A 19,740-nucleotide genomic window follows, 5' to 3' on the forward strand; every position below is an offset into this window, starting at 1 on the left:
AAGCCGCAGGTCGCCCTGTACGAGAGGCACGGCTCGCGGGGGATCGCGGTCCTCGAGACGGTGCTGGCGCGTGCCGCCGAGCAGGGCACGCTCACCATCGCCGACGCCAAGCGTGGCGACATCGGCTCCACCATGACGGCGTACGCCGAGGCGTGGCTCGCCGAGGGATCGCCGCTCGCCGCGGACGCGGTGACACTCAACCCCTACCTGGGGTTCGAGTCCCTGCGCCCGGCCCTCGACCTCGCCCGCTCCACCGGACGCGGTACCTTCATCCTTGCGCTCACGTCCAACCCCGAGGGCGCGTCGGTGCAGCACGTCGGCGGAGCCGCGTCGGTGGCCCTTGCGGTCACCCGGGCGGCGGCGGCGGAGAATGCCGTCCTTCCGGGAAACCGTGCTGTTCCGGGTTCCCGAAGGGTGCCCGGTTCGGTGGGACTCGTGGTGGGAGCGACGGCAGGCTCCGCCGTGGACTTCCTCGGCCTGGACCTCGTCGCCCTGAACGGCCCGATCCTGGCCCCCGGCGTCGGTGCACAAGGAGCCGGCGCCCGCGACCTCGCCGCTACTTTCGGCGCGGCGCTCCCCCTGGTGGTGCCGACGTCGAGCCGTGCTGTACTGGCCGCGGGCCCCTCGGCCACTGCACTGCGGTCCGCTGCCAGGGACGCCGCGCGGGAGCTCGAAACCCTGCCGGCTGCAGATTGATTTGGGAAACCCGAACCGATAGGTTCAGTCCAGGCCCATTCCACCCGACCAGCGGTCCTGCGGTGCCCACCGGAGATCCGCGTAGTGCAGGGAGCACCCGTGACCCTCAAGCCCCTCACCGACTCCGAACGGTTGCAGGCACGGGAGAAGGCGGCCGCGGCACGTGCCGTGCGGGCGGAACTCAAACTGCGGCTCAAAACGGGTAAAGTGACAGTCGCGGAGGTCATCGCCAGCAGTTCCGGTGACGACGCCGTCGGGCGCCTGAAGGTCCTCGACCTCCTCAAGGCACTGCCCGGGGTGGGCGACGTGCGTGCCGTGGCCATCATGAACGACGTCGGGATCGCCGCGACACGCCGCGTGCGCGGGCTCGGCATCCACCAGCGCAAAGCGCTGGTCAACCATCTCGACCAACAGCATCCTGGCCCGGCCAGTAAGTAAGGAACTTTTCGTGACGCAGCCACGACTGACAGTCCTGGCCGGCCCGACGGCCGTCGGTAAGGGAACAGTGTCCACCTACATCCGGGACACCTATCCGGAGGTGTGGCTTTCGGTGTCGGCCACCACCCGGCCGCCACGGCCCGGCGAAGTGGACGGGCTGCACTACTTCTTCGTGTCGGCGGAGGAGTTCGACGCCCTCGCAAGGGACGGCCAGCTCCTCGAGTGGGCGGTCGTCCACGGCCGCAACCGCTACGGGACATTGCGGCGCACCGTGCAGGAGGCCATGGACGAGGGCAGGGCCGTTCTTCTGGAGATCGATCTGCAGGGCGCGCGGCAGGTCAAGGAGAGCATGCCCGAGGCGAATTTCGTCTTCCTCGCACCGCCGACCTGGGATGAAATGGTCCGCCGACTCGTGGGCCGGGGCACCGAAACGCCCGATGAACAACGCCGGCGTCTGGAAACCGCTAAACTGGAACTTGCCGCCGAACCTGAATTCGACCACACCGTGGTCAACGACAGTGTCGAGCATGCGGCGGACGAGCTCGTTTCATTGATGGGACTACGCCCTCACCAGCGTTGAAGCGCAGGTCAGAGGCGGGTAACAGCTATTTTTTGGAGATTTTGTGTCAACTCAGCCTGAAGGCATCATCAACCCGTCGATCGACTCGCTCCTTGAGGTTTCCGACTCGAAGTATGCCCTGGTGATTTACGGTGCAAAGCGCGCGCGCCAGATCAACGCCTACTACTCTCAGCTGCACGAGGGCCTGTTCGAGTACGTCGGCCCCCTCGTGGACACCAGGCTGAACGAAAAGCCCCTGTCGATCGCGCTGCGCGAAATCAACGAGGGCATGCTCGTCTCGGCACCCCTGGATCCGGCGGAGTAGAACCGGCGAAGCAGAACCGGCAGCAGGGACGCCAGTGCGGATAGTCCTCGGCGTTGGAGGAGGGATCGCGGCCTACAAGGTTGCGTCCCTCCTCCGTTTGCTCACCGAGGCGGGCCACTGCGTGAACGTCATCCCGACGGAGGCGGCAACCCGCTTCGTCGGGACCGCCACGTGGGAGGCGCTCTCCGGCAACCCGGTCAGCAACAGCGTGTGGGACGACGTCGACAGGGTCAACCACGTGCGTCTCGGCCAGGAAGCCGAGCTCATCATCATCGCCCCCGCGACCGCCGACGTGCTGGCGCGTGCTGCCGCAGGGCTTGCGAACGACCTGCTCACCGGCACCCTGCTGATGGCCACCGGCCCGGTATTCTTCGCCCCGGCGATGCACACGGAGATGTGGCGCCACCCGGCAACCCAGGCGAACGTCGCGATGCTGCGGTCCCGCGGCGTAACGGTGATGGAACCGGCGTCGGGCCGGCTGACCGGCGCCGATTCAGGCCCCGGGCGGCTCCCCGAACCAGCCGAAATTCTCGCCGCGGCGCTGAAGGCCTACGACGTCGCGCAGGTTCCGATCGGCGGTGAACTCGCAGGGCGGACCGTGACGGTCACTGCGGGCGGCACCCAGGAACCGCTCGACCCGGTACGGTTCCTCGGCAACCGGTCCTCCGGAAAGCAGGGGATCGCACTGGCCCAGGCAGCCGCCGCTGCCGGCGCGCATGTGCACCTGATCGCCGCCCACCTTGAGGTACCGGTGCCCGCGGGCCTGCAGGTGACCCGTGCGGGAACCGCACGTGAGCTGAGGTCCGCAGTGCTAGCGGCGCTGCCAACCTCCGACATCCTGATCATGGCCGCGGCAGTCGCCGACTTCCGGCCGGCCGAGGTGACGGGGACGAAAATCAAGAAGAACGACGACGGCGCCGACCCCGTCATCACCCTGATCCGGAATCCTGACATCCTGCGGGAAGCAGTTGAGCTGCGCCGGACCGGCGGAGGGCCTGGCGTCATCGTGGGATTCGCTGCCGAGACCGGTGATGCGGACGGGGATCCCCTGACCCACGCCCGCGCCAAGCTGCTGCGGAAGGGCTGCGACCTCCTGGTGCTCAACGACGTCGGGCAGGGCCGGGTGTTCGGGAAGGACGAAACGGCCGTCACGATCCTCGGTGCCGACGGCAGCGAGCCGGTGACGGTGAGCGGGTCGAAGCGCGAGGTTGCCGACGCCGTCGTGACGCGGGTGGCGGAGGCCCTCGCCGGGTGAGCCCGCCGCCGTAACAGTCGGCTGCGGTGCGCATCGCCGCCTGGAACCGATCCCGCAAGCAAGTAGAGTGGGCACGTGAATCCAGCGACGCCCAAAACCCCCGCCCTGCGGCTTTTCACCTCCGAATCCGTGACCGAGGGCCACCCCGACAAGATCTGCGACCAGATCAGTGACGCCATCCTCGACGGGCTGCTGAAGCAGGACCCCGACTCCCGTGTTGCCGTCGAGACCCTCGTCACCACCGGACTCGTCCATGTGGCGGGCGAGGTGACCACGGAGGCCTATGTCGAGATCCCGGAAATCGTCCGGCAGACCATCCTGGGGATCGGCTACGATTCCTCCGCCAACGGATTCGACGGCGCGCGCTGCGGAGTGTCGGTCTCGATCGGCCAGCAATCCCCGGAAATCGCGTCGGGTGTCTTCACATCGCTCGAGACCCGCGAGGGCACCGGAGCCGACCCGTACGACGCCCAGGGCGCGGGGGACCAGGGCATCATGTTCGGGTACGCCAGCGACGAGACGTCCGTCCTGATGCCCACTCCCATCTGGCTGTCACACCGCCTGTCCGAGCGGCTCACCGCCGTGCGGAAGAACGGCACCCTGCCGTACCTGCGTCCCGACGGAAAGACCCAGGTCACCATCGGCTACGACGGCGACATCCCCGTGTCGGTCGACTCGATCGTCATCTCCTCCCAGCACGCGGCAGGAGTCCCCCTCGGGCAGCTGCGTGCGGATCTGGTCACCCACGTCATCGAACCCGTCCTGCGAACCACCGAGCTCGACACCTCAACGGTGCGGCACATCCTCAACCCCGGCGGTGAATTCGTGATCGGCGGTCCCGTCGGGGATGCGGGCCTCACCGGCCGGAAAATCATCGTGGACACCTACGGCGGGATGGCACGCCACGGCGGCGGCGCCTTCAGCGGCAAGGATCCCTCGAAGGTGGACCGGTCGGCCGCATACGCCATGCGCTGGGTAGCGAAGAACGTGGTGGCAGCCGGGCTCGCCCGCCGCGCGGAGATCCAGATCGCCTATGCGATCGGCATGGCCCAGCCCGTGGGAATCTATGTGGAGACCTTCGGCACCGAGACGGTGGATCCCGTGGCGATCGGCACCGCGGTCCGGGAGCTGTTCGACCTTCGTCCCCTCGGCATCATCAACGCGCTCGATCTCAAGCGGCCGATCTATCAGAAGACGGCGGCGCACGGACACTTCGGGCGCGAGGACGAGGGGTTCAACTGGGAGCTGACCGACCGTGTCGACAAGCTCCGGAGCTACTTCAACGCTTGACCGGCCGGCCGTTGCGGAGCATCCAGTGAGCACCCCATGAGCGGCACCGCCGACGCCGGAGGGCTGCAGCTGTCCCTGCTGCACGGTTTCGGGACTCCGAAACTTCCGCGGGGTGTGCCCGGTGCAGCGGCGAACGATCCGATCGCGCAGGTCATCCTCGACTCGCCGCTCCCGCACCTGGACCGGCTGTTCGACTACTTCGTCCCGGCGGACCTGGACGCCGCCGCGCAGCCCGGTGTGCGCGTCAAGGTGCGCTTCGCGGGGCGGGAGCACACGGGGTACGTGGCGCACCGGTGCGCTGACTCGTCCACCAGTGCCACCCTGCACCCGCTGGGCGCGGTGGTATCCGGTCAGCCGGTCCTGACTCCTGAAATCCTCTCGCTGGCGCGAGCCGTTGCCGCGCGCTCCGCGGGGATGGTCAGTGACGTCCTGCGTCTGGCTCTCCCGCCGCGGGCCGCCCGGGTCGACCAGGAGTTCGGCCCCGACACAGCAGCCGACGGCGGCAGTGCCGCACCCGGTGCAGGGACGGTACCGCAGGCTCCCGGGCCTGGGTCGGGCAGCTTTCCCCGCTATGAGAACGGCGCGGCGTTCCTCCTGCACCTGGCCGCGGGGGAGTCACCGCGCGCGGTCCTCACGTCGGTAGGCGGGTACGGGCCGCGCGCCTGGCCGGAAGAACTGGCCGACGCCGTCGCCGCGGCGGTGTCCTCCGGCCGCGGCGCCGTCGTCGTCGTTCCGGACCAGCGCGACCTCGCCCGCGTGGAAGCGGCGCTCGTGGCACGCCTCGGGTCGGACTCGGTGGCACGGCTCACCGGCGAGGACGGCCCGACGCCGCGCTACCGCAACTTCCTGAGGCTGCTCCACGGGCAGGCGCGCGTGGCGGTCGGCACACGGTCCGCGGCCTACGCCCCCGTGCGGGATCTCGGCCTCATCTGCCTGTGGGACGACGGCGACGATCTCCACCTCGAGCAGCGCGCCCCCTACCACCACGTGCGCGACGTGGTGCTGCTGCGTGCTGAACAGGAAAATGCGGCAGTGCTCCTGGCCTCCGTGGCGCGCAGCACGGAGGCTCACCGGCTGGTCGATGCAGGGTGGGCGAGATCCATCCACCCCGGACGCCCGGAGGTACGGCGCAGCACCCCGCGCGTGCAGCACGCCACCGACGCCTTCCAGGTGGAGCGGGACCCCCTCGCCGCGCAGGCCCGCATCCCCCACGCCGCGTGGAAGGCCGCCCAGGATGGACTGAAAAGAGGCCCGGTGCTGCTGCAGGTGGCCCGGACCGGATTCTCCCCCGCGACAGCGTGCGAGCAGTGCAGGAACCCTGCGCGGTGCAGCGCCTGCACGGGCCCGCTGGCCCAGCAGAGCCGCTTCGGCCCGCTGTCCTGCAGATGGTGCGGTCGTCCGGATTCTTCCTGGCGCTGCCCGCACTGCGGCAGCGGCCAGATCCGCGCCACGGTGTCGGGTGCCACGCGCACGGCCGAGGAACTGGGGCGGGCGTTTCCAGGTGTTGCCGTCGTGTCCTCGGCAGGTGAACACATCGTCGACACCGTGCCGGATGCGCCCGCCGTCGTCGTCGCCACGCCGGGCGCCGAGCCGCTCGCAGCCAACGGGTACGCGGCGGTGATCCTCCTGGACGGCACGGCGCTGCTGAGCCGCGAATCACTGCGGGCAGGCGAGGACGCGCTGCGGAAATGGTTCACGGCAGCGGTCCTCGCCCGCCCGGCCGACCAGGGCGGGCTCGTGGTGGCCACCGGTGACGACGACGCCACGATCGGCCACCTGGTCCGCTGGGACCCGCGGGGGGCCGCATCGAGGGAGCTGGCACTCCGGCAGGAACTGGGCCTGCCGCCGTCCGTGCGGTACGCGGCGCTGACGGGCAGCAGGGAGAGTCTCGCTGCATTCCTGGAGGGTATCGACGTGCAGCTCTTCGTGCGCCGGGTGGGGCCGGTTCCGGTCCCGCCGGCGGCCGGGCGCCCCGTGGAGACGGATTCGGGCCCGGCGGCAACCGGCGGGCACCGGCTGCTGGTGTTCTTCACCTACCGTAACGCGGCCGCCGCCGTGGCCCAGTTGCGTGCTCGGCGCATGGAGCTTTCCGCCAGGCGCACGAGTGAGCCGGTGCACATCCGCTGTGACGCCGTCGACATCCTCTGAGGCCGATCCACGCTGCTGGAGTCACCGTCACCGGTGCAGGCGGACGGCTTCCTCGGCGGCGTCGAGGAGCTGCCGGGCTGAACGCTCCCAGCTGTAGGTTGCGGCCTGTGCAAGACCCTCGGCTGCGGCGCGGGTCCAGCGGTCGGTGGAATCCAGTGTCAGGACCGCGGCCGTGAAGGCCGCAGGATCGTCCGGGTCGACGAAGAGCGCGGCGCTGCCGCCCACCTCCCTGAAGATCGGTGTGTCCGCCGCGATCACCGGCGTGCCGGCCGCCATCGCCTCGATTACCGGCAGGCCGTAGCCCTCCGCTCTCGATAGCGTCACGAGCGCCGTCGTCCTGGTGAGGAGGGCGCTGTACTCATCGTCACTCACCCCGTCGTGGAAGACGACGGCGGCTTCCGGTGGGATGACCGACTCAAGGTCTGCCCTCCGGCCGGGTTGGATGTGGCTCAGGAGGTGCAGGGTGTAGCCCTCGAGCCCGGCCATTCCCGCGATCACGGTCTCCACATTCTTGTACGGCATAAATGATCCCATGTAGAGCAGGGACTTCTCCGGCTCCCCATCCGGCGGCCTGGGGACGGCAGACTCCTGCGGCGCGTTTCCGATCACGCGCACCGGACGCCGCGTCAGGCGGTGGCGGGCCATGAGCGACGCCGTGGTGTCCGAGATGGTCGCCACGACGTCGGCGCGGTTCAGGAGCAGCCGCTGCGGCCAGTACGCCAGGTGGTAGAGCCGCCACAGCGCGCGCACGGGCAGGGGCAGGAACGACGGCGGGGTGCGGTTCTGGTAGTAGATGAGATCGTGCAGCGTCAGGATGAGGGCGTACTTCCGTCCCCAGGAACCCATGGTCTGCATGGGGCAGACAACGACGTCGGGCGCCAACCGGTTCACGGTCCGCGCGATGAGAACTTCGGCGGGGGAGAGCGGGCTTCCCACCAGGACATGCGGGACATCGGGCAGCAGGGCGAGCTGCCGCTCGTCGGAAATGAGCATCGTCACGTCCGCGGATGCGGCGACGGCGGCGATGAGGCTCGCGCCGTAGCGGCTGATGCCGTCATGATGGTCGGTGCGGGTGAACCGGGCGTCGAAGACGATCCTCACTGCGCCGCCTTCAAGGACGATGCCGCCGGGATCGGCGCCGCCGAGGACGGTGCTGCCGGCAGGCTTGGGGACGATGCCGCCGAGGGGCTTGGGGACGTTTCCACGGCGGGTGCAGCGGTCCGCTCGGCAATCAGCTCACGGGCCGGTCCTGTGGCGAGGAAACTGGTGATGAGGTGTGCTGCTTCCACGGGTTTCTCGTAGTGGATGAGGTGCCCGACGCCGGGAATTATCGACAGGGTGGCGGAGGGGATCACGTCCGCGAGCCGGCGCTGGCCTTCGAGGGAACCGATGTCGTCGAGCTCGGCGGCAATCAGGAGCACCGGCATCCGGAGGTCCGCAGCAACGTCCCGGACCGTGCCCGAGATGGAGGCGCGGAACGCCTCGAGGACCACGCGCCGTGAGGCGAACGCGCTGAAGTACGCCGCATGCTGCCCGTGGATGTAGCGGCGCAGGCCGGGGATCTGCGTCTTGGCCAGATATATGCTCATGAGGCGCACGATCAGTGGATTGGCGAGGAGGGCCCGGCCGGCGGTTTCGGGCAGGCGTGCCGCTGCAACGTAGTAGAGCTCGGCAGCCTTGGAGGCGAGCCGGCTGGGCCCCTCGAGGGCGGGAGCGCAGATGGGGTTGACCAGCACGAGGGCCGCGATGCTGCCGGCCCGCCGTGCGGCGAAATCGGCGGCAATGATCGAGCCGAACGAATGGCCGAGGAGCACTGTGGCGGGCCCGAGTCCGAGCACCTTCAGGCTGTGTTCGACAAAGCGCGAGTAGGCCTCGGTGGTGTGGGGGCCGTCGAGTTGCCCGGACTGTCCGAAGCCCGGCAGGTCCGGAACGATGATCCGGTGCGCGGGGAGGGCCTGGACGATCCGGAGGAGCCCATGGTGATCCCCCCGGAATCCGTGGACCATGAAGATCACCGGGGCGGCGTCCGGCGTCCTTGCCGTTCCCGGGTCGGGGGCCGGATGAAAATCCCAGTAGTGCTGGAGGGAGCCTTCCCAAAGGATGGTGCGGACGATGGAGGGCCGGTCCGTGCGGATGGTGTGGTCGGCGTTGCCGGCCCCGGCGGCTGCGGGAGCGCTACCGGCGGCATGGTGGCTCGCCCGTCGCACGGGCCGGGCGATCAGGCGTTGCAGCACCGTCAGTTCACCGTGTCCGGATGGGAGCCGAACCGCTGGTCGCGGTCCAGCCGTGCAATGGCTGCGGTGTGTCCGGCTCCGAGTTCGAAGTCGAAGATGTCGAGGTTCGCCGCGATGCGTTCGGTGCTGCTGGCTTTCGGGATCGTGAGGTTGCCCGTGTCGTAGTGCCACCGCAGGATCACCTGGGCCGGCGTGCGCCGGCACTCGGCGGCGATGCCCCGGATGACCTCGTCTTCGAGGACGGCACCCCGTCCCAGCGGACTCCAGGCCTGGGTTGCGATCGCGTGGGATTCGTGGAAGGCGCGCAGAGCGTGCTGCCGCAGGTACGGGTGGAGTTCCACCTGGTTGAGGGCCGGCACGACTGCTGCTGCGTCGAGGAGCCGCTCGAGGTGGGCCTGCTGGAAGTTCGACACACCGATCCCGCGGACGCGGCCCTCGATATATAGCTGCTCGAGCGCCCGGTAGGTTTCCAGATACAGGGAACGCTTCGGGCACGGCCAGTGGATAAGGTACAGGTCGACATAGTCGAGCCCGAGCCGGCGCAGGGATTCCTCGAAGGCGCGCAGTGTCGCGTCGTAGCCGTGGTCGCTGTTCCAGACCTTCGTGGTGACGAAGAGCTCGGAGCGCGCGATGGTGTCCGCTGCATCCCGGACGGCCTGCCCGATGCCCTCCTCGTTCCCGTAGAGCGCCGCCGTGTCCAGGGTTCGGTAGCCGGCGTGGATCGCCGCCGTGCAGAGCCTGGCCGTCTCGTCCGGCGGCACTTTGTAGACGCCGTAGCCGACGGCGTCGATGGTGGCGCCGTTGTTGAGGTGGATTTTCGGCGCACGTTGCATAGGGGAACTCTACCGAGAAGCAGTCACCGGCGATGGGCGCCTGCCGTCAACGGACAGCTGCGGGCGGGGACGCAGCGTAGGGACACGTCCGGGTCCGCTCAGGAATGGACCAACCGCCGGGCCGACCCCTCATCGAGGATCAGGTCGGTTGCCAGTCCGGCGGCGAGCGCTCCACGGAGCCCGTGAATCTTCGATTCCCCCGACACCACGCAGATGCGTCGCTGGACGTTCTTCAGGCGGGTGAGGTCCGGCCCGGTACTGCGCGCGTTGAGCTGGATGTCGGAGTGGGATCCATCCGCGCGGAAGAACATCGTGGCGATGTCGCCGACCACGTGATCCCGCTCGAGCTGCTCGAGGTCTCCGCCGTCAAGATAACCGCCGCTGTACACATGGCTCGGGATGCCTGCGCCCATCGAGCCGACGCCGAAGATCGCCATGGTCATGCGGTGCTGCAGGTCGAGGATGCGGCGCACACTGCGCTCATTCCACATGGCCTTCTTGGTGTCGGCATGGTCGAAGAAGGCGGGGACGGGAAACTGCTCCACGCGCGCACCGTACGCCTGACCGAACCGGCGCAGGATCTCGCTGGCGTAGGTGATTCCGGTCGTCTGCGTATTCCCTGCTCCGTTCAGCTGGACGATCGCACTGTCATGCGTGATCTTCCGGGTCAGGTGGTGGCTCACCGCACTCAGGGTGGAGCCCCAGGCCACTCCGATGATGGCGTTCGAGTCGACGAGCGGACCGATGGTGCGTGCGGCCTGGATGGCGACGCGCTCCAGGGCTTCGGAATCATTCACCGTATCCGCGACGGGAACAACATGCGCCTCGACGCCGAACCGGCGGCGGATGTGCCGCTCGAGGGCGGGCGCCCGTTCCGACGGGTTGTTGACCTGGATCTGCACGAGTCCCGTCTCCCTCGCCATCGACAGGAGCCGTGAGACGGTGGATCGCGACGTTCCGAGTTCCCGGGCGACCGCGTTCATGGTGAGGTCCTGCAGGTAGTACATCTGCGCTGCGCGGAGGGCATCTCGTGAGCGGTATCCCGGAGCGTTGGATCCTGGGGGGCGGGTAGCGCCGTCGTTGGCTGTCATTGCTCAAGTCTCCGCACCCGTGCACGTTTGTGCAATTCGGTTGACTGTTATTCCCACCGGTCAGAAGAATGGGCGGACAGCCAACCGCATTTTGAAGTTATGGAGAAGTACCTTGAGGAATTCCGCCGACCGCACCAGCGCGAATGGCACACCTATCCCGCTTCGCCTCGGGGTGCAGCGGCTCAGGGACAACCCCCGCGCGTCGGTGCTCATCATCGGAGGCGGTATCAATGGGGTCGGGACTTTCCGGGACCTCGCACTGCAGGGCGTCGATGTTGCACTCGTGGAGCGCGGCGACTACTGCCAGGGTGCATCAGGGGCGTCGTCCCACATGATCCACGGCGGGATCCGCTACCTTGAGAACGGCGAATTCCGCCTCGTCCGCGAATCCGTCATCGAGCGCAATGCGCTCCTGAATCTCGCTCCGCACTATGTCAAGCCACTCCAGACCACCATCCCCATCTACACCACCTTTTCCGGGATCCTCTCAGCGCCGATGCGCTTCCTGACGCACCGGCAGGGCAAGCAGGTCGAGCGCGGCGCGTTCCTCATCAAGGCAGGCCTGACCCTGTACGACTTCTTCTCCCGTGACGGCGGGACCGTGCCCCGGCACTCGTTCGTGGGAAGGAAGAAGGCGCTCGCCGCGATGCCCCAGCTCCGCAAGGACGTGAAGTACGCGGCAACCTACTACGACGCCTCGGTCCACAACCCCGAGCGGCTGACCCTGGACGTCCTGCGGGATGGTCAGCTCGCCAACCCGGAGGCCCGGGCCACCAATTATGTGAGCGCGGTGGGATCCGGCGGGGACGGCATCCTGCTCCGTGACGAACTGACCGGCGAGAGCTTCACCTTCACCGCCGACGTCGTCATCAATGCCACCGGCGCCTGGGTCGACGGCACCAATTCGGTGCTCGGAGCGGCAAGCTCCTTCATGGGCGGCACCAAGGGCTCGCACATCGTGCTGGACCACCCGGAACTGCTCCAGGCATGCAACGGCACCGAGATCTTCTTCGAGCACGTCGACGGACGGATCGTCCTCATCTATCCGATGGGCGACCGCGTTCTCGTCGGCACCACGGACATCGACACCGGTCCGGAAACGCCAGCGGTGTGCACCGAGGAGGAGATCGGGTACTTCTTCGAACTGATCGGGCATGTCTTCCCTGACATCGTGGTCTCGCAGGAGGACATCGCGTACAGCTTCTCCGGCGTGCGGCCGCTTCCCCGCCACGACGACACACAACCCGGCTTCGTGTCCCGCGACTACCGGATCGAGCGGCGCAAGGAGACGCAAGGGGAGCGCGAGATCACCACGCTCAGCCTCGTCGGCGGCAAATGGACCACTTTCCGCGCCCTGTCCGAACATCTCGCCAACGACGCACTCGCCGCGCTCGGGAAGGCACGGGTGCAGTCCACTGCGGGTATGCCGATCGGCGGCGGAAAGGACTTCCCGCGCAGCGGGGCCGAGGAGCGCGAATGGATCCGGAACGCGCTCCGGCCGGGCTTCGACGAGGAGCGGGTCCGTGTTCTGCTGACGCGCTACGGAACCCGGGCCGGCGAAGTTCTCGATTTCCTCGCCGAAAAGCCCGAAAGGCTGTTTAATGCGACCAGGGAACTCAGCGGACGCGAGGTGGCGTACATGGTGGAGCATGAGCAGATCGGTCACCTGGTCGACATCCTGATCCGGCGCACCTCACTCGCTTTCCGCGGGCTGGTGACTTCCGAGTTGCTCACCGAACTCGCGCAGGCACTGGCGCCGCTCCTCGGCTGGGATGAAACAGAGACCGCAGGGCAGATTCGCGGTGCTGAGTCGATCCTCGCGGAGCGGCACCGTGTGCAGGTGAAAAGTTTGGCCGTGTAGGGCACTGCCCCGCACGGTCGCCCTGCCGGAACACCCGGCGGGGGCAATGCCATCGGCAGTGGTTGCCGGGGGGAACCAACGGGGCCGTCGAGGCGGCGGCACCGTCAATAAATGAATAGATAGAGGAGTCAAAGATGTCTCTTGAAGTATTTATCGCCGAAACGTTCGGCACATTCCTGCTGCTGTTGCTCGGCACCGGCGTCGTCGCCAACGTTGCCCTGGCCCGGACCAAAGGCAACAACGGCGGCTTCCTGATGGTCAACTTCGGCTGGGGCCTTGCGGTCTTCGCCGGTGTCTACGTGGCAGCCCTGTCGGGCGCCCACCTGAACTTCGCGGTCACGGTAGGGCTCTGGGTCAACGCAGATTCCGCCGAATTCGCGGGCGGCGTGGACAAGAACTTCATCAACGCCATGGGCTACCTTGCAGCGCAGATGATTGGCTCCATCCTCGGCGCCGTCGCCTGCTGGCTCGCCTACAAGCAGCACTTCGATGAGGAGCCGGATCCCGCGAACAAGCTGGGCGTCTTCGCCACAGGTCCGGCGATCCGTTCCGCCCCCTGGAACGTGATCACCGAGGTTATCGGCACGTTCGTGCTGGTCTTCGTCATCCTGTCCTTCGGCAACACTCCCTCGGGACTCGGTCCACTCGCGGTCGCACTGCTCGTCGTCGGAATCGGCGCCTCCCTCGGCGGCCCGACCGGATACGCGATCAACCCGAACCGTGACCTCGGCCCGCGTATCGCCCACGCCTTCCTGCCGATCAAGGGCAAGGGCGGCAGCGACTGGGGCTACGCCTGGGTGCCGATCGTAGGACCGATCATCGGCGGAGCACTCGCCGGGCTCGCGATCCAGCTCGTCGATTTCCCCCTCCCCGTTCTCCCCATCCCCGGCTAGGACCGATTCCACCCCACACCGCAGGACGGCGCGAAGCGGCGCCGGCTGGACCCACGACATTTTCTCAACAAAGGAGTAAGACATGTCGCAGTACGTCATTGCCATCGACCAGGGAACCACGTCGAGCCGCGCAATCATCTTCGACCACCACGGGGATATCGTCTCCTCCGGCCAGAAGGAACACGAACAGATCTTCCCGAGGGCCGGCTGGGTCGAGCACGACCCGGCCGAGATCTGGAACAACACGCGTGAGGTCATCGGCAGCGCGCTGTCCAAGGCGAACCTGACGCGCCACGACATCGCCGCCGTCGGCATCACCAACCAGCGCGAGACCGCGGTGGTGTGGGACAGGACCACCGGCAAGGCCGTCTACAACGCCATCGTCTGGCAGGACACCCGCACCCAGAACATCGTCGACGAGCTCGCGAAGGACGGCGGTGTCGAGCGCTACAAGGCCAAGGTCGGTCTTCCGCTGGCCACCTACTTCTCGGGAACGAAGATCAAATGGATCCTCGACAACGTCGAGGGCGCCCGCCAGAAGGCCGAAGCCGGCGACCTGCTCTTCGGCAACACCGACTCCTGGGTCACCTGGAACCTCACGGGAGGCACCGACGGCGGCGTCCACATCACCGACGTCACCAACGCCTCCCGCACGCTGTTCATGGATCTCGAGACCCTGTCCTGGGACGAGGGCATCCTGGCCGATTTCGGTGTTCCCCTGTCGATGATGCCCGAGATCAAGTCCTCCTCCGAGGTCTACGGCACCGTGCACGGCTCGCAGTTGCTGCGCGAAGTGCCGGTGGCCGGCATCCTCGGCGACCAGCAGGCAGCGACGTTCGGCCAGGCGGCGTTCGATAAGGGCGGTGCCAAGAACACCTACGGCACGGGTAACTTCATGATCGTGAACACCGGGGAGGAGATCGTCCATTCGAAGAACGGCCTGCTCACGACGGTCTGCTACAGGCTCGGCGACGCGAAGCCGGTCTACGCGCTGGAGGGTTCGATCGCCGTCACCGGTTCACTCGTGCAGTGGCTTCGGGACAACCTCGGCATCATCAAGAGCGCGCCCGAGGTGGAGCAGCTCGCAACAACGGTCGATGACAACGGCGGCGTCTACATCGTCCCGGCGTTCTCCGGCCTCTTCGCACCGTACTGGCGTTCGGACGCCCGCGGCGCGATCGTCGGCCTGACCCGCTTCGTGAACAAGGGACACATCGCCCGAGCAGCGCTGGAAGCGACAGCTTTCCAGACCCGCGAAGTTCTGGACGCGGCCAACGCCGATTCCGGTGTCAACATGGAGGACCTCAGGGTCGACGGTGGCATGGTCGCCAATGACGCCCTGATGCAGTTCCAGGCGGATATCCTCGGCATCCCGGTCATCCGGCCGAAGGTCACGGAGACCACAGCGCTCGGCGCTGCCTATGCCGCGGGCCTCGCCGTCGGGTTCTGGAAGGACACCGACGAACTCGCCACCAACTGGGCCGAGGACAAGCGCTGGAACCCGTCCATGGACGAGGCCGAGCGCGACCGCCAGCTGCGCCTCTGGAAGAAGGCCGTCACCAAGACCTTCGACTGGGTCGACGAGGACGTCCAGTAACCACGGCTCCGCTGGGGCGTACCACCCTCGCTGCCCGGTCCATTCCCTCTCGGGAGCGGGCCGGGCAGGCGTCTGCGGCCCGGTGGACCGGCCTTGTGGGCGCAAGACACTGCTAAAGTGTTCCCATGCTTGATTCCCTGCTGCACGCGGTCCTTCTTGCCTAGCCGCCCGGTTCCCACCGAGCGGCGGCCCCTCCCTGTGTGAGGGGCTTTTGTGTGTCCGGCCGACTGCATTCTGCCCGGCCGGACTCCCGCCGCACGCGGTCAGCAGCACCAGGCAGCATCAATGTTCCAGAAACAGGACAGGGCGACATCCAGTGAGCACGCACCCCGAGGCCGCGCAGTTGAACGACAACACCTACGACGCCGCTGCCATCGAAGCTCGATGGCCTGCTGTCTGGGAGGATCTCCAGTCCTTCCGCCCCGCGGACGACGGCGTTCGCGAGCGCCGCTATGTGCTCGACATGTTCCCCTACCCTTCCGGCGACCTCCACATGGGCCATGCCGAGGCATTCGCCATGGGGGATGTCGCTGCACGCTACTACCGCCAGCAGGGCTTCGACGTCCTGCACCCCATCGGATGGGACTCCTTCGGCCTGCCGGCCGAAAATGCTGCCATCAAGCGGAACACCCACCCCGCCGAGTGGACCTACGCGAACATCGAGACGCAGGCCAACTCCTTCCGGCGCTACGCCATCAGCGTCGACTGGTCCCGGCGGATCCACACCTCGGACCCGGAGTACTACCGGTGGACGCAGTGGCTTTTCGTCCGGTTCTTCCAGAAGGGTCTTGCGTACCGCCGCGATTCGCCAGTGAACTGGTGTCCGAAGGACCAGACCGTCCTGGCGAACGAGCAGGTCGTCAACGGGGCGTGCGATCGCTGCGGAACCCCCGTGACCAAGAAGAGCCTGAACCAGTGGTACTTCAAGATCACCGACTACGCGGACCGCCTGCTGGATGACATGGAGCAGCTCAGGGGCCACTGGCCCGAGCGCGTCCTGGCCATGCAGCGGAACTGGATCGGACGCTCCGAGGGTGCCCACGTGAGCTTCGCCATCGAACCCGCTGAAGGTCAGGCCGGGCACAGTGTGGAGGTGTTCACCACGCGGCCGGACACGCTGTACGGCGCGACGTTCTTCGTGGTGGCTGCCGATGCGCCGCTGGCCCTGGAGCTCGTCACCCCGGAGAAGCGGAGCGAACTGGAGGCCTACCGCGAGGAGGTCGCGTCGCTGTCCGAAATCGAGCGCCAGGCAAGCGAGCGCGAGAAGACCGGCGTGTTCACCGGCCGCTATGCCGTGAATCCGCTGAACGGCGAGAGACTGCCGGTGTGGGCAGCCGACTACGTCCTGGCCGACTACGGCACAGGCGCCATCATGGCGGTCCCGGCGCATGACCAGCGCGACCTCGATTTCGCCCGACGGTTCGACCTCCCGGTCCGCACCGTCGTCGATACCGGTGCCGAGGAGGCTGCCGTGAGCGGCGTCGCCACCACCGGCGAGGGAACCCTCGTGAACTCCGGAGAGCTGAGCGGGCTGGACAAGGACGCGGCGATCGCCAGGGCGATCGAGCTGGTAGCCGCGCAGGGCACCGGCGAGCGCACCATCAACTACCGCCTGCGGGACTGGCTCCTGTCGCGGCAGCGGTTCTGGGGCACGCCCATTCCCATCATCCACTGCCCGTCCTGCGGCGAGGTTCCGGTTCCCGATGACCAGCTGCCGGTCCGACTGCCCGAAAACCTGCGCGGCGAGGCACTTGCCCCCCAGGGAACATCGCCGCTGGCCGCGGTGGAGGAGTGGGTCAACGTCCCGTGCCCCTTATGCGGCGGTGCGGCCAGGCGCGACACCGACACGATGGACACCTTCGTCGACTCGTCCTGGTACTACCTGCGCTTCCTGTCGCCCGACCTCGAGACAGCGCCTTTCGATACCGACGCCGTGAACAAGTGGCTGCCCGTCGGCCAGTACGTGGGCGGCGTGGAGCATGCGATCCTGCACCTGCTGTACAGCAGGTTCTTCACCAAGGTGCTGTTCGACCTGGGAATGGTGAACTTTACCGAGCCCTTCGCCGCGCTCCTGAACCAGGGCCAGGTGCTCAACGGCGGGAAGGCGATGAGCAAATCCCTGGGTAACGGCGTGGACCTCAGCGAGCAGCTGGACCGATACGGAGTCGACGCCGTGCGGCTCACCATGGTCTTCGCGTCGCCTCCCGAGGACGACGTCGACTGGGCGGATGTCTCGCCGTCGGGCTCCGCGAAGTTCCTGGCCCGGGCCTGGCGCCTCGGGGCCGACGTCACGAGTGCGCCGGGCACCGGACCGTCGGGCGGGGACCGCGAGCTTCGTTCGCTCACTCACCGGACGGTGGCCGATGCCGCGGACCTGATGAATGCCAACAAGTTCAACGTGGTGGTCGCGAAGCTGATGGAACTGGTCAATGCCACCCGCAAGGCCATCGACTCAGGTCCCGGTGGCGCTGATCCGTCGGTGCGCGAGGCTGCGGAAGCGGTCGCGGTCCTGCTCAGTCTCTTCGCGCCCTACACGGCGGAGGACCTCTGGAGCAGGCTGGGGCGCGAGGCTTCGGTGGCGACGGCCGGCTGGCCCGCCGTCGATCCGGCGCTGCTGACACAGAACACCGTGGTGGCGATCGTCCAGGTGCAGGGCAAGGTGCGGCACCGGCTGGTGGTGTCCCCGGACATCTCCGAGGATGAGCTGCGGACGCTGGCCCTTGGAAGCGAGCAGGTCAACCGCGTCCTCGACGGCCGGGAGATCCGCACGGTGGTCGTCCGTGCTCCGAAGCTGGTCAACATCGTCCCGGTCTGACCGTGCACCCGCCGTCCTCCCGCATTGCCGTGGTGACGGATTCAGCCGCGGGCTTTCCTCCCGGTTGGCTCGATGCCGACTGCCCGGCGCGCGGAATCCTCATCGTTCCGATTCCGGTCCTGATCGGCGGGGAGACCCACACCCACGACGACGCCGCACTGTTCAAGCGGCTCAGCGTGGCGCTCGCCCAGGGAACAGAAATCCGGACGTCGCGGCCGTCGCCGGGGCAGTTCGAGCAGGTGTACCGGGTTCTGGAATCCGCAGGGTTCGACGGCATCGTCTCGGTGCACCTGTCGGGCCTGCTGTCGGGAACAGCCGACGCGGCGCGTCTTGCGGCGGCGTCGGTGAATCTTCCCGTCGAGGTCATCGACACCGGCACCGCAGGCATGGCGCAGGGTTACGCTGCGATGGCGGCTGCGGCCTCCCTCCGGGCGGGCTTCAGCCTTGAGCGCAGTGCGGCGGCGGCGGCGATAGCTGCCAGGGGCTCGGCCCTCTACCTCTATGTTCCGAGCCTTGACCAGCTGCGTCGTGGGGGCAGGGTCAGTGCCGCGGCCGGCTGGCTGGGCTCGGTTCTGTCGGTCAAGGTCCTGCTCAAAGTACAGGAGGGGCGCCTGGTGCCGCTGGAGAAGGTGAGGACGCCGAGACGGGCCGTCGAGCGTCTCGAGGAACTGGTGCGCGCGGACCTCGACAACCGAGGACCGGCAGCCGAACTCACGATCCACCACTACGGCAATGAGGACCAGGCCGCCGGCGTCGCCGCACGCCTGGGTGCTGCGGCGCCCAGGGCACGCATAGCAGTGGCGCGGTGCCCCGCCGTGCTCGCGGCGCACGTCGGCCTCGGAGTTGTCGGAGTGGCGATCAGTGGGGCAATCGCCGGATGATCAGGCCCAGAGTGGTCCCCGTCCGGGAGGCAGGGTTGCTGGTGGTGGACCGGAAGAGGACGCGACTCGAATTCTTTGCCTGCCCCACCGCAGGAGGCTCGGACCCTCCGTTCTCAATTCAGCGTCGACGGCCGGTCATCCTCAGAACACTGTGAATCACGTCTCCAGCCATCCTCACGCCTGGCCGTTGCCGGAGTCATCGGGCGTCCCGCGAAGGAATTCCCGACCGGTTCATGCGTGCGGCCCCTACCAGCGGGCCGCCATCGCGAGTGCGATGTCCTGTCCCGACCACGGACGACGTCGCGGGCACCGACGAGCGCGCGGTGAGGTCCTACAGGCATGCACCTGACGCGGAACCGCCATCGATCGCCCGCACAGCAGTGGGTAGCCGTCGCCGTGACCGCACTCCTCTCCGCAGGACTCTGGTTCGGCTGGTTCGGCTGGGATACCGAGTACCAGTACGACGCGGCCGCCGGCACGGATGTGACCGGCCTGTGGATGGTGGGGGCCGTACTGGTCGCTCTCGGCACCACCCTGGGCTCGGCTGTGCTGCTCGGCATCGCTGCCGCAGTCGAATCGATGGGTAAGGATCTGCTCAGGACCTAGATATTTTTCCCGTCACGCTGCCGAAGTGGGAAGCCCTTGCTGGCGTCCCAGCAGCAGTGACCATCGCTCCGTCTCGTGGAGAGACAGTGTCCGGAGGAGTGGGGCAGGGGCCTTGGGCTGCATATCGTCGCTGTTTTCATTCAGCTCCAGCGACCGCAAACGACCGTTCATCATGTCTCGCGGAATTGCGGGCTCTCGTCAGCCTGCATTTTTGTTTC

General features: G+C 67.7%; 17 protein-coding genes. 13 read left to right on the forward strand and 4 right to left on the reverse strand.

The genetic code is table 11. From position 1 onward, the window contains the following. From pyrF to Y704_RS0104840, 7 genes are all read left to right on the forward strand, one after another. Positions 1-696: orotidine-5'-phosphate decarboxylase (gene pyrF / locus Y704_RS19045; protein WP_035771657.1), on the forward strand; the 696-nt coding region annotated here is incomplete at its 5' end. Positions 697-795: 99 nt separating this feature from the next. Continuing rightward, the gene (gene mihF / locus Y704_RS0104815; RefSeq protein ID WP_026549270.1) at positions 796-1,134 is read left to right on the forward strand and encodes an integration host factor, actinobacterial type; all 339 of its coding nucleotides are present in this window, start codon (positions 796-798) and stop codon (positions 1,132-1,134) included. A 10-nt stretch (positions 1,135-1,144) separates the two neighbouring features. Next, positions 1,145-1,714, forward strand: a complete 570-nt coding sequence (gene gmk / locus Y704_RS0104820) for a guanylate kinase (RefSeq protein ID WP_026549271.1) — start codon at positions 1,145-1,147, stop codon at positions 1,712-1,714. Positions 1,715-1,757: 43 nt separating this feature from the next. Continuing rightward, positions 1,758-2,018, forward strand: coding sequence for a DNA-directed RNA polymerase subunit omega (gene rpoZ, locus Y704_RS0104825; protein ID WP_026549272.1), 261 nt, complete (start codon positions 1,758-1,760; stop codon positions 2,016-2,018). Between the two features lie 34 nt (positions 2,019-2,052). After that, the gene (gene coaBC, locus Y704_RS0104830; protein ID WP_026549273.1) at positions 2,053-3,273 is read left to right on the forward strand and encodes a bifunctional phosphopantothenoylcysteine decarboxylase/phosphopantothenate--cysteine ligase CoaBC; all 1,221 of its coding nucleotides are present in this window, start codon (positions 2,053-2,055) and stop codon (positions 3,271-3,273) included. Positions 3,274-3,348: 75 nt separating this feature from the next. Continuing rightward, positions 3,349-4,563 carry a methionine adenosyltransferase gene (gene metK / locus Y704_RS0104835; protein ID WP_026549274.1) on the forward strand — a complete coding sequence of 405 codons (1,215 nt, stop codon included), beginning with the start codon at positions 3,349-3,351 and terminating at the stop codon, positions 4,561-4,563. A gap of 36 nt (positions 4,564-4,599) precedes the next feature. Next, positions 4,600-6,711, forward strand: a complete 2,112-nt coding sequence (locus Y704_RS0104840; RefSeq protein WP_026549275.1) for a primosomal protein N' — start codon at positions 4,600-4,602, stop codon at positions 6,709-6,711. Positions 6,712-6,738: 27 nt separating this feature from the next. Here Y704_RS0104840 and Y704_RS0104845 read toward each other — a convergent pair whose 3' ends face one another. The 4 genes from Y704_RS0104845 to Y704_RS19055 all read right to left on the reverse strand — a co-directional run bounded on the left by Y704_RS0104845 (position 6,739) and on the right by Y704_RS19055 (position 10,785). Next, entirely contained in the window at positions 6,739-7,812 is a 1,074-nt protein-coding gene (locus Y704_RS0104845; RefSeq protein ID WP_026549276.1) for a glycosyltransferase family 4 protein, read from the reverse strand. Continuing rightward, on the reverse strand, positions 7,809-8,945 hold the full coding sequence (locus tag Y704_RS19050; protein WP_253904229.1) for an alpha/beta fold hydrolase: 1,137 nt from the start codon (positions 8,943-8,945) through the stop codon (positions 7,809-7,811). The genes Y704_RS0104845 and Y704_RS19050 overlap by 4 nt, the downstream gene beginning before the upstream one ends. A gap of 2 nt (positions 8,946-8,947) precedes the next feature. Continuing rightward, positions 8,948-9,778, reverse strand: coding sequence for an aldo/keto reductase (locus tag Y704_RS0104855; protein WP_026549277.1), 831 nt, complete (start codon positions 9,776-9,778; stop codon positions 8,948-8,950). A gap of 98 nt (positions 9,779-9,876) precedes the next feature. Next, on the reverse strand, positions 9,877-10,785 hold the full coding sequence (locus Y704_RS19055) for a sugar-binding transcriptional regulator (RefSeq protein ID WP_035771658.1): 909 nt from the start codon (positions 10,783-10,785) through the stop codon (positions 9,877-9,879). A 256-nt stretch (positions 10,786-11,041) separates the two neighbouring features. On the opposite strand from Y704_RS19055, the gene Y704_RS0104865 reads away from it, so the two are divergent. The 6 genes from Y704_RS0104865 (at position 11,042) to Y704_RS0104890 (ending at position 19,522) form a co-directional block, all read left to right on the forward strand. Then, complete coding sequence (locus tag Y704_RS0104865) at positions 11,042-12,730, forward strand: glycerol-3-phosphate dehydrogenase/oxidase (RefSeq protein WP_253904231.1); 1,689 nt, start codon at positions 11,042-11,044, stop codon at positions 12,728-12,730. Between the two features lie 134 nt (positions 12,731-12,864). Next, a complete protein-coding gene (locus tag Y704_RS0104870) occupies positions 12,865-13,623 on the forward strand; it encodes an MIP/aquaporin family protein (protein ID WP_026549279.1) in 759 nt (252 codons plus the stop codon). An 82-nt stretch (positions 13,624-13,705) separates the two neighbouring features. Beyond that, positions 13,706-15,220 (forward strand): glycerol kinase GlpK, encoded by a 1,515-nt coding sequence (glpK, locus tag Y704_RS0104875; protein ID WP_026549280.1) that lies wholly within the window; start codon positions 13,706-13,708, stop codon positions 15,218-15,220. Positions 15,221-15,536: 316 nt separating this feature from the next. Continuing rightward, positions 15,537-18,035 carry a leucine--tRNA ligase gene (leuS, locus tag Y704_RS0104880; protein ID WP_026549281.1) on the forward strand — a complete coding sequence of 833 codons (2,499 nt, stop codon included), beginning with the start codon at positions 15,537-15,539 and terminating at the stop codon, positions 18,033-18,035. A 32-nt stretch (positions 18,036-18,067) separates the two neighbouring features. After that, positions 18,068-18,916 carry a DegV family protein gene (locus Y704_RS19060; protein WP_162149367.1) on the forward strand — a complete coding sequence of 283 codons (849 nt, stop codon included), beginning with the start codon at positions 18,068-18,070 and terminating at the stop codon, positions 18,914-18,916. Between the two features lie 339 nt (positions 18,917-19,255). Next, positions 19,256-19,522, forward strand: coding sequence for a hypothetical protein (locus tag Y704_RS0104890; protein WP_026549282.1), 267 nt, complete (start codon positions 19,256-19,258; stop codon positions 19,520-19,522). The last annotated feature ends 218 nt before the right edge of the window (positions 19,523-19,740 follow it).

Source organism: Arthrobacter sp. Br18 (assembly GCF_000520555.1).
In the GTDB taxonomy this organism is placed as follows: domain Bacteria; phylum Actinomycetota; class Actinomycetes; order Actinomycetales; family Micrococcaceae; genus Arthrobacter_D.

What these genes read in the sequence shown, in the direction of transcription:
- Y704_RS0104890 (WP_026549282.1), top strand. Translation starts at nt 19,256, where the DNA reads ATGCACCTGACGCGGAACCGCCATCGATCGCCCGCACAGCAGTGGGTA.
- Y704_RS19055 (WP_035771658.1), bottom strand. Translation starts at nt 10,785, where the DNA reads ATGTACTACCTGCAGGACCTCACCATGAACGCGGTCGCCCGGGAACTC.
- Y704_RS0104840 (WP_026549275.1), top strand. Translation starts at nt 4,600, where the DNA reads ATGAGCGGCACCGCCGACGCCGGAGGGCTGCAGCTGTCCCTGCTGCAC.
- Y704_RS0104870 (WP_026549279.1), top strand. Translation starts at nt 12,865, where the DNA reads ATGTCTCTTGAAGTATTTATCGCCGAAACGTTCGGCACATTCCTGCTG.
- Y704_RS0104855 (WP_026549277.1), bottom strand. Translation starts at nt 9,778, where the DNA reads ATGCAACGTGCGCCGAAAATCCACCTCAACAACGGCGCCACCATCGAC.
- glpK (WP_026549280.1), top strand. Translation starts at nt 13,706, where the DNA reads ATGTCGCAGTACGTCATTGCCATCGACCAGGGAACCACGTCGAGCCGC.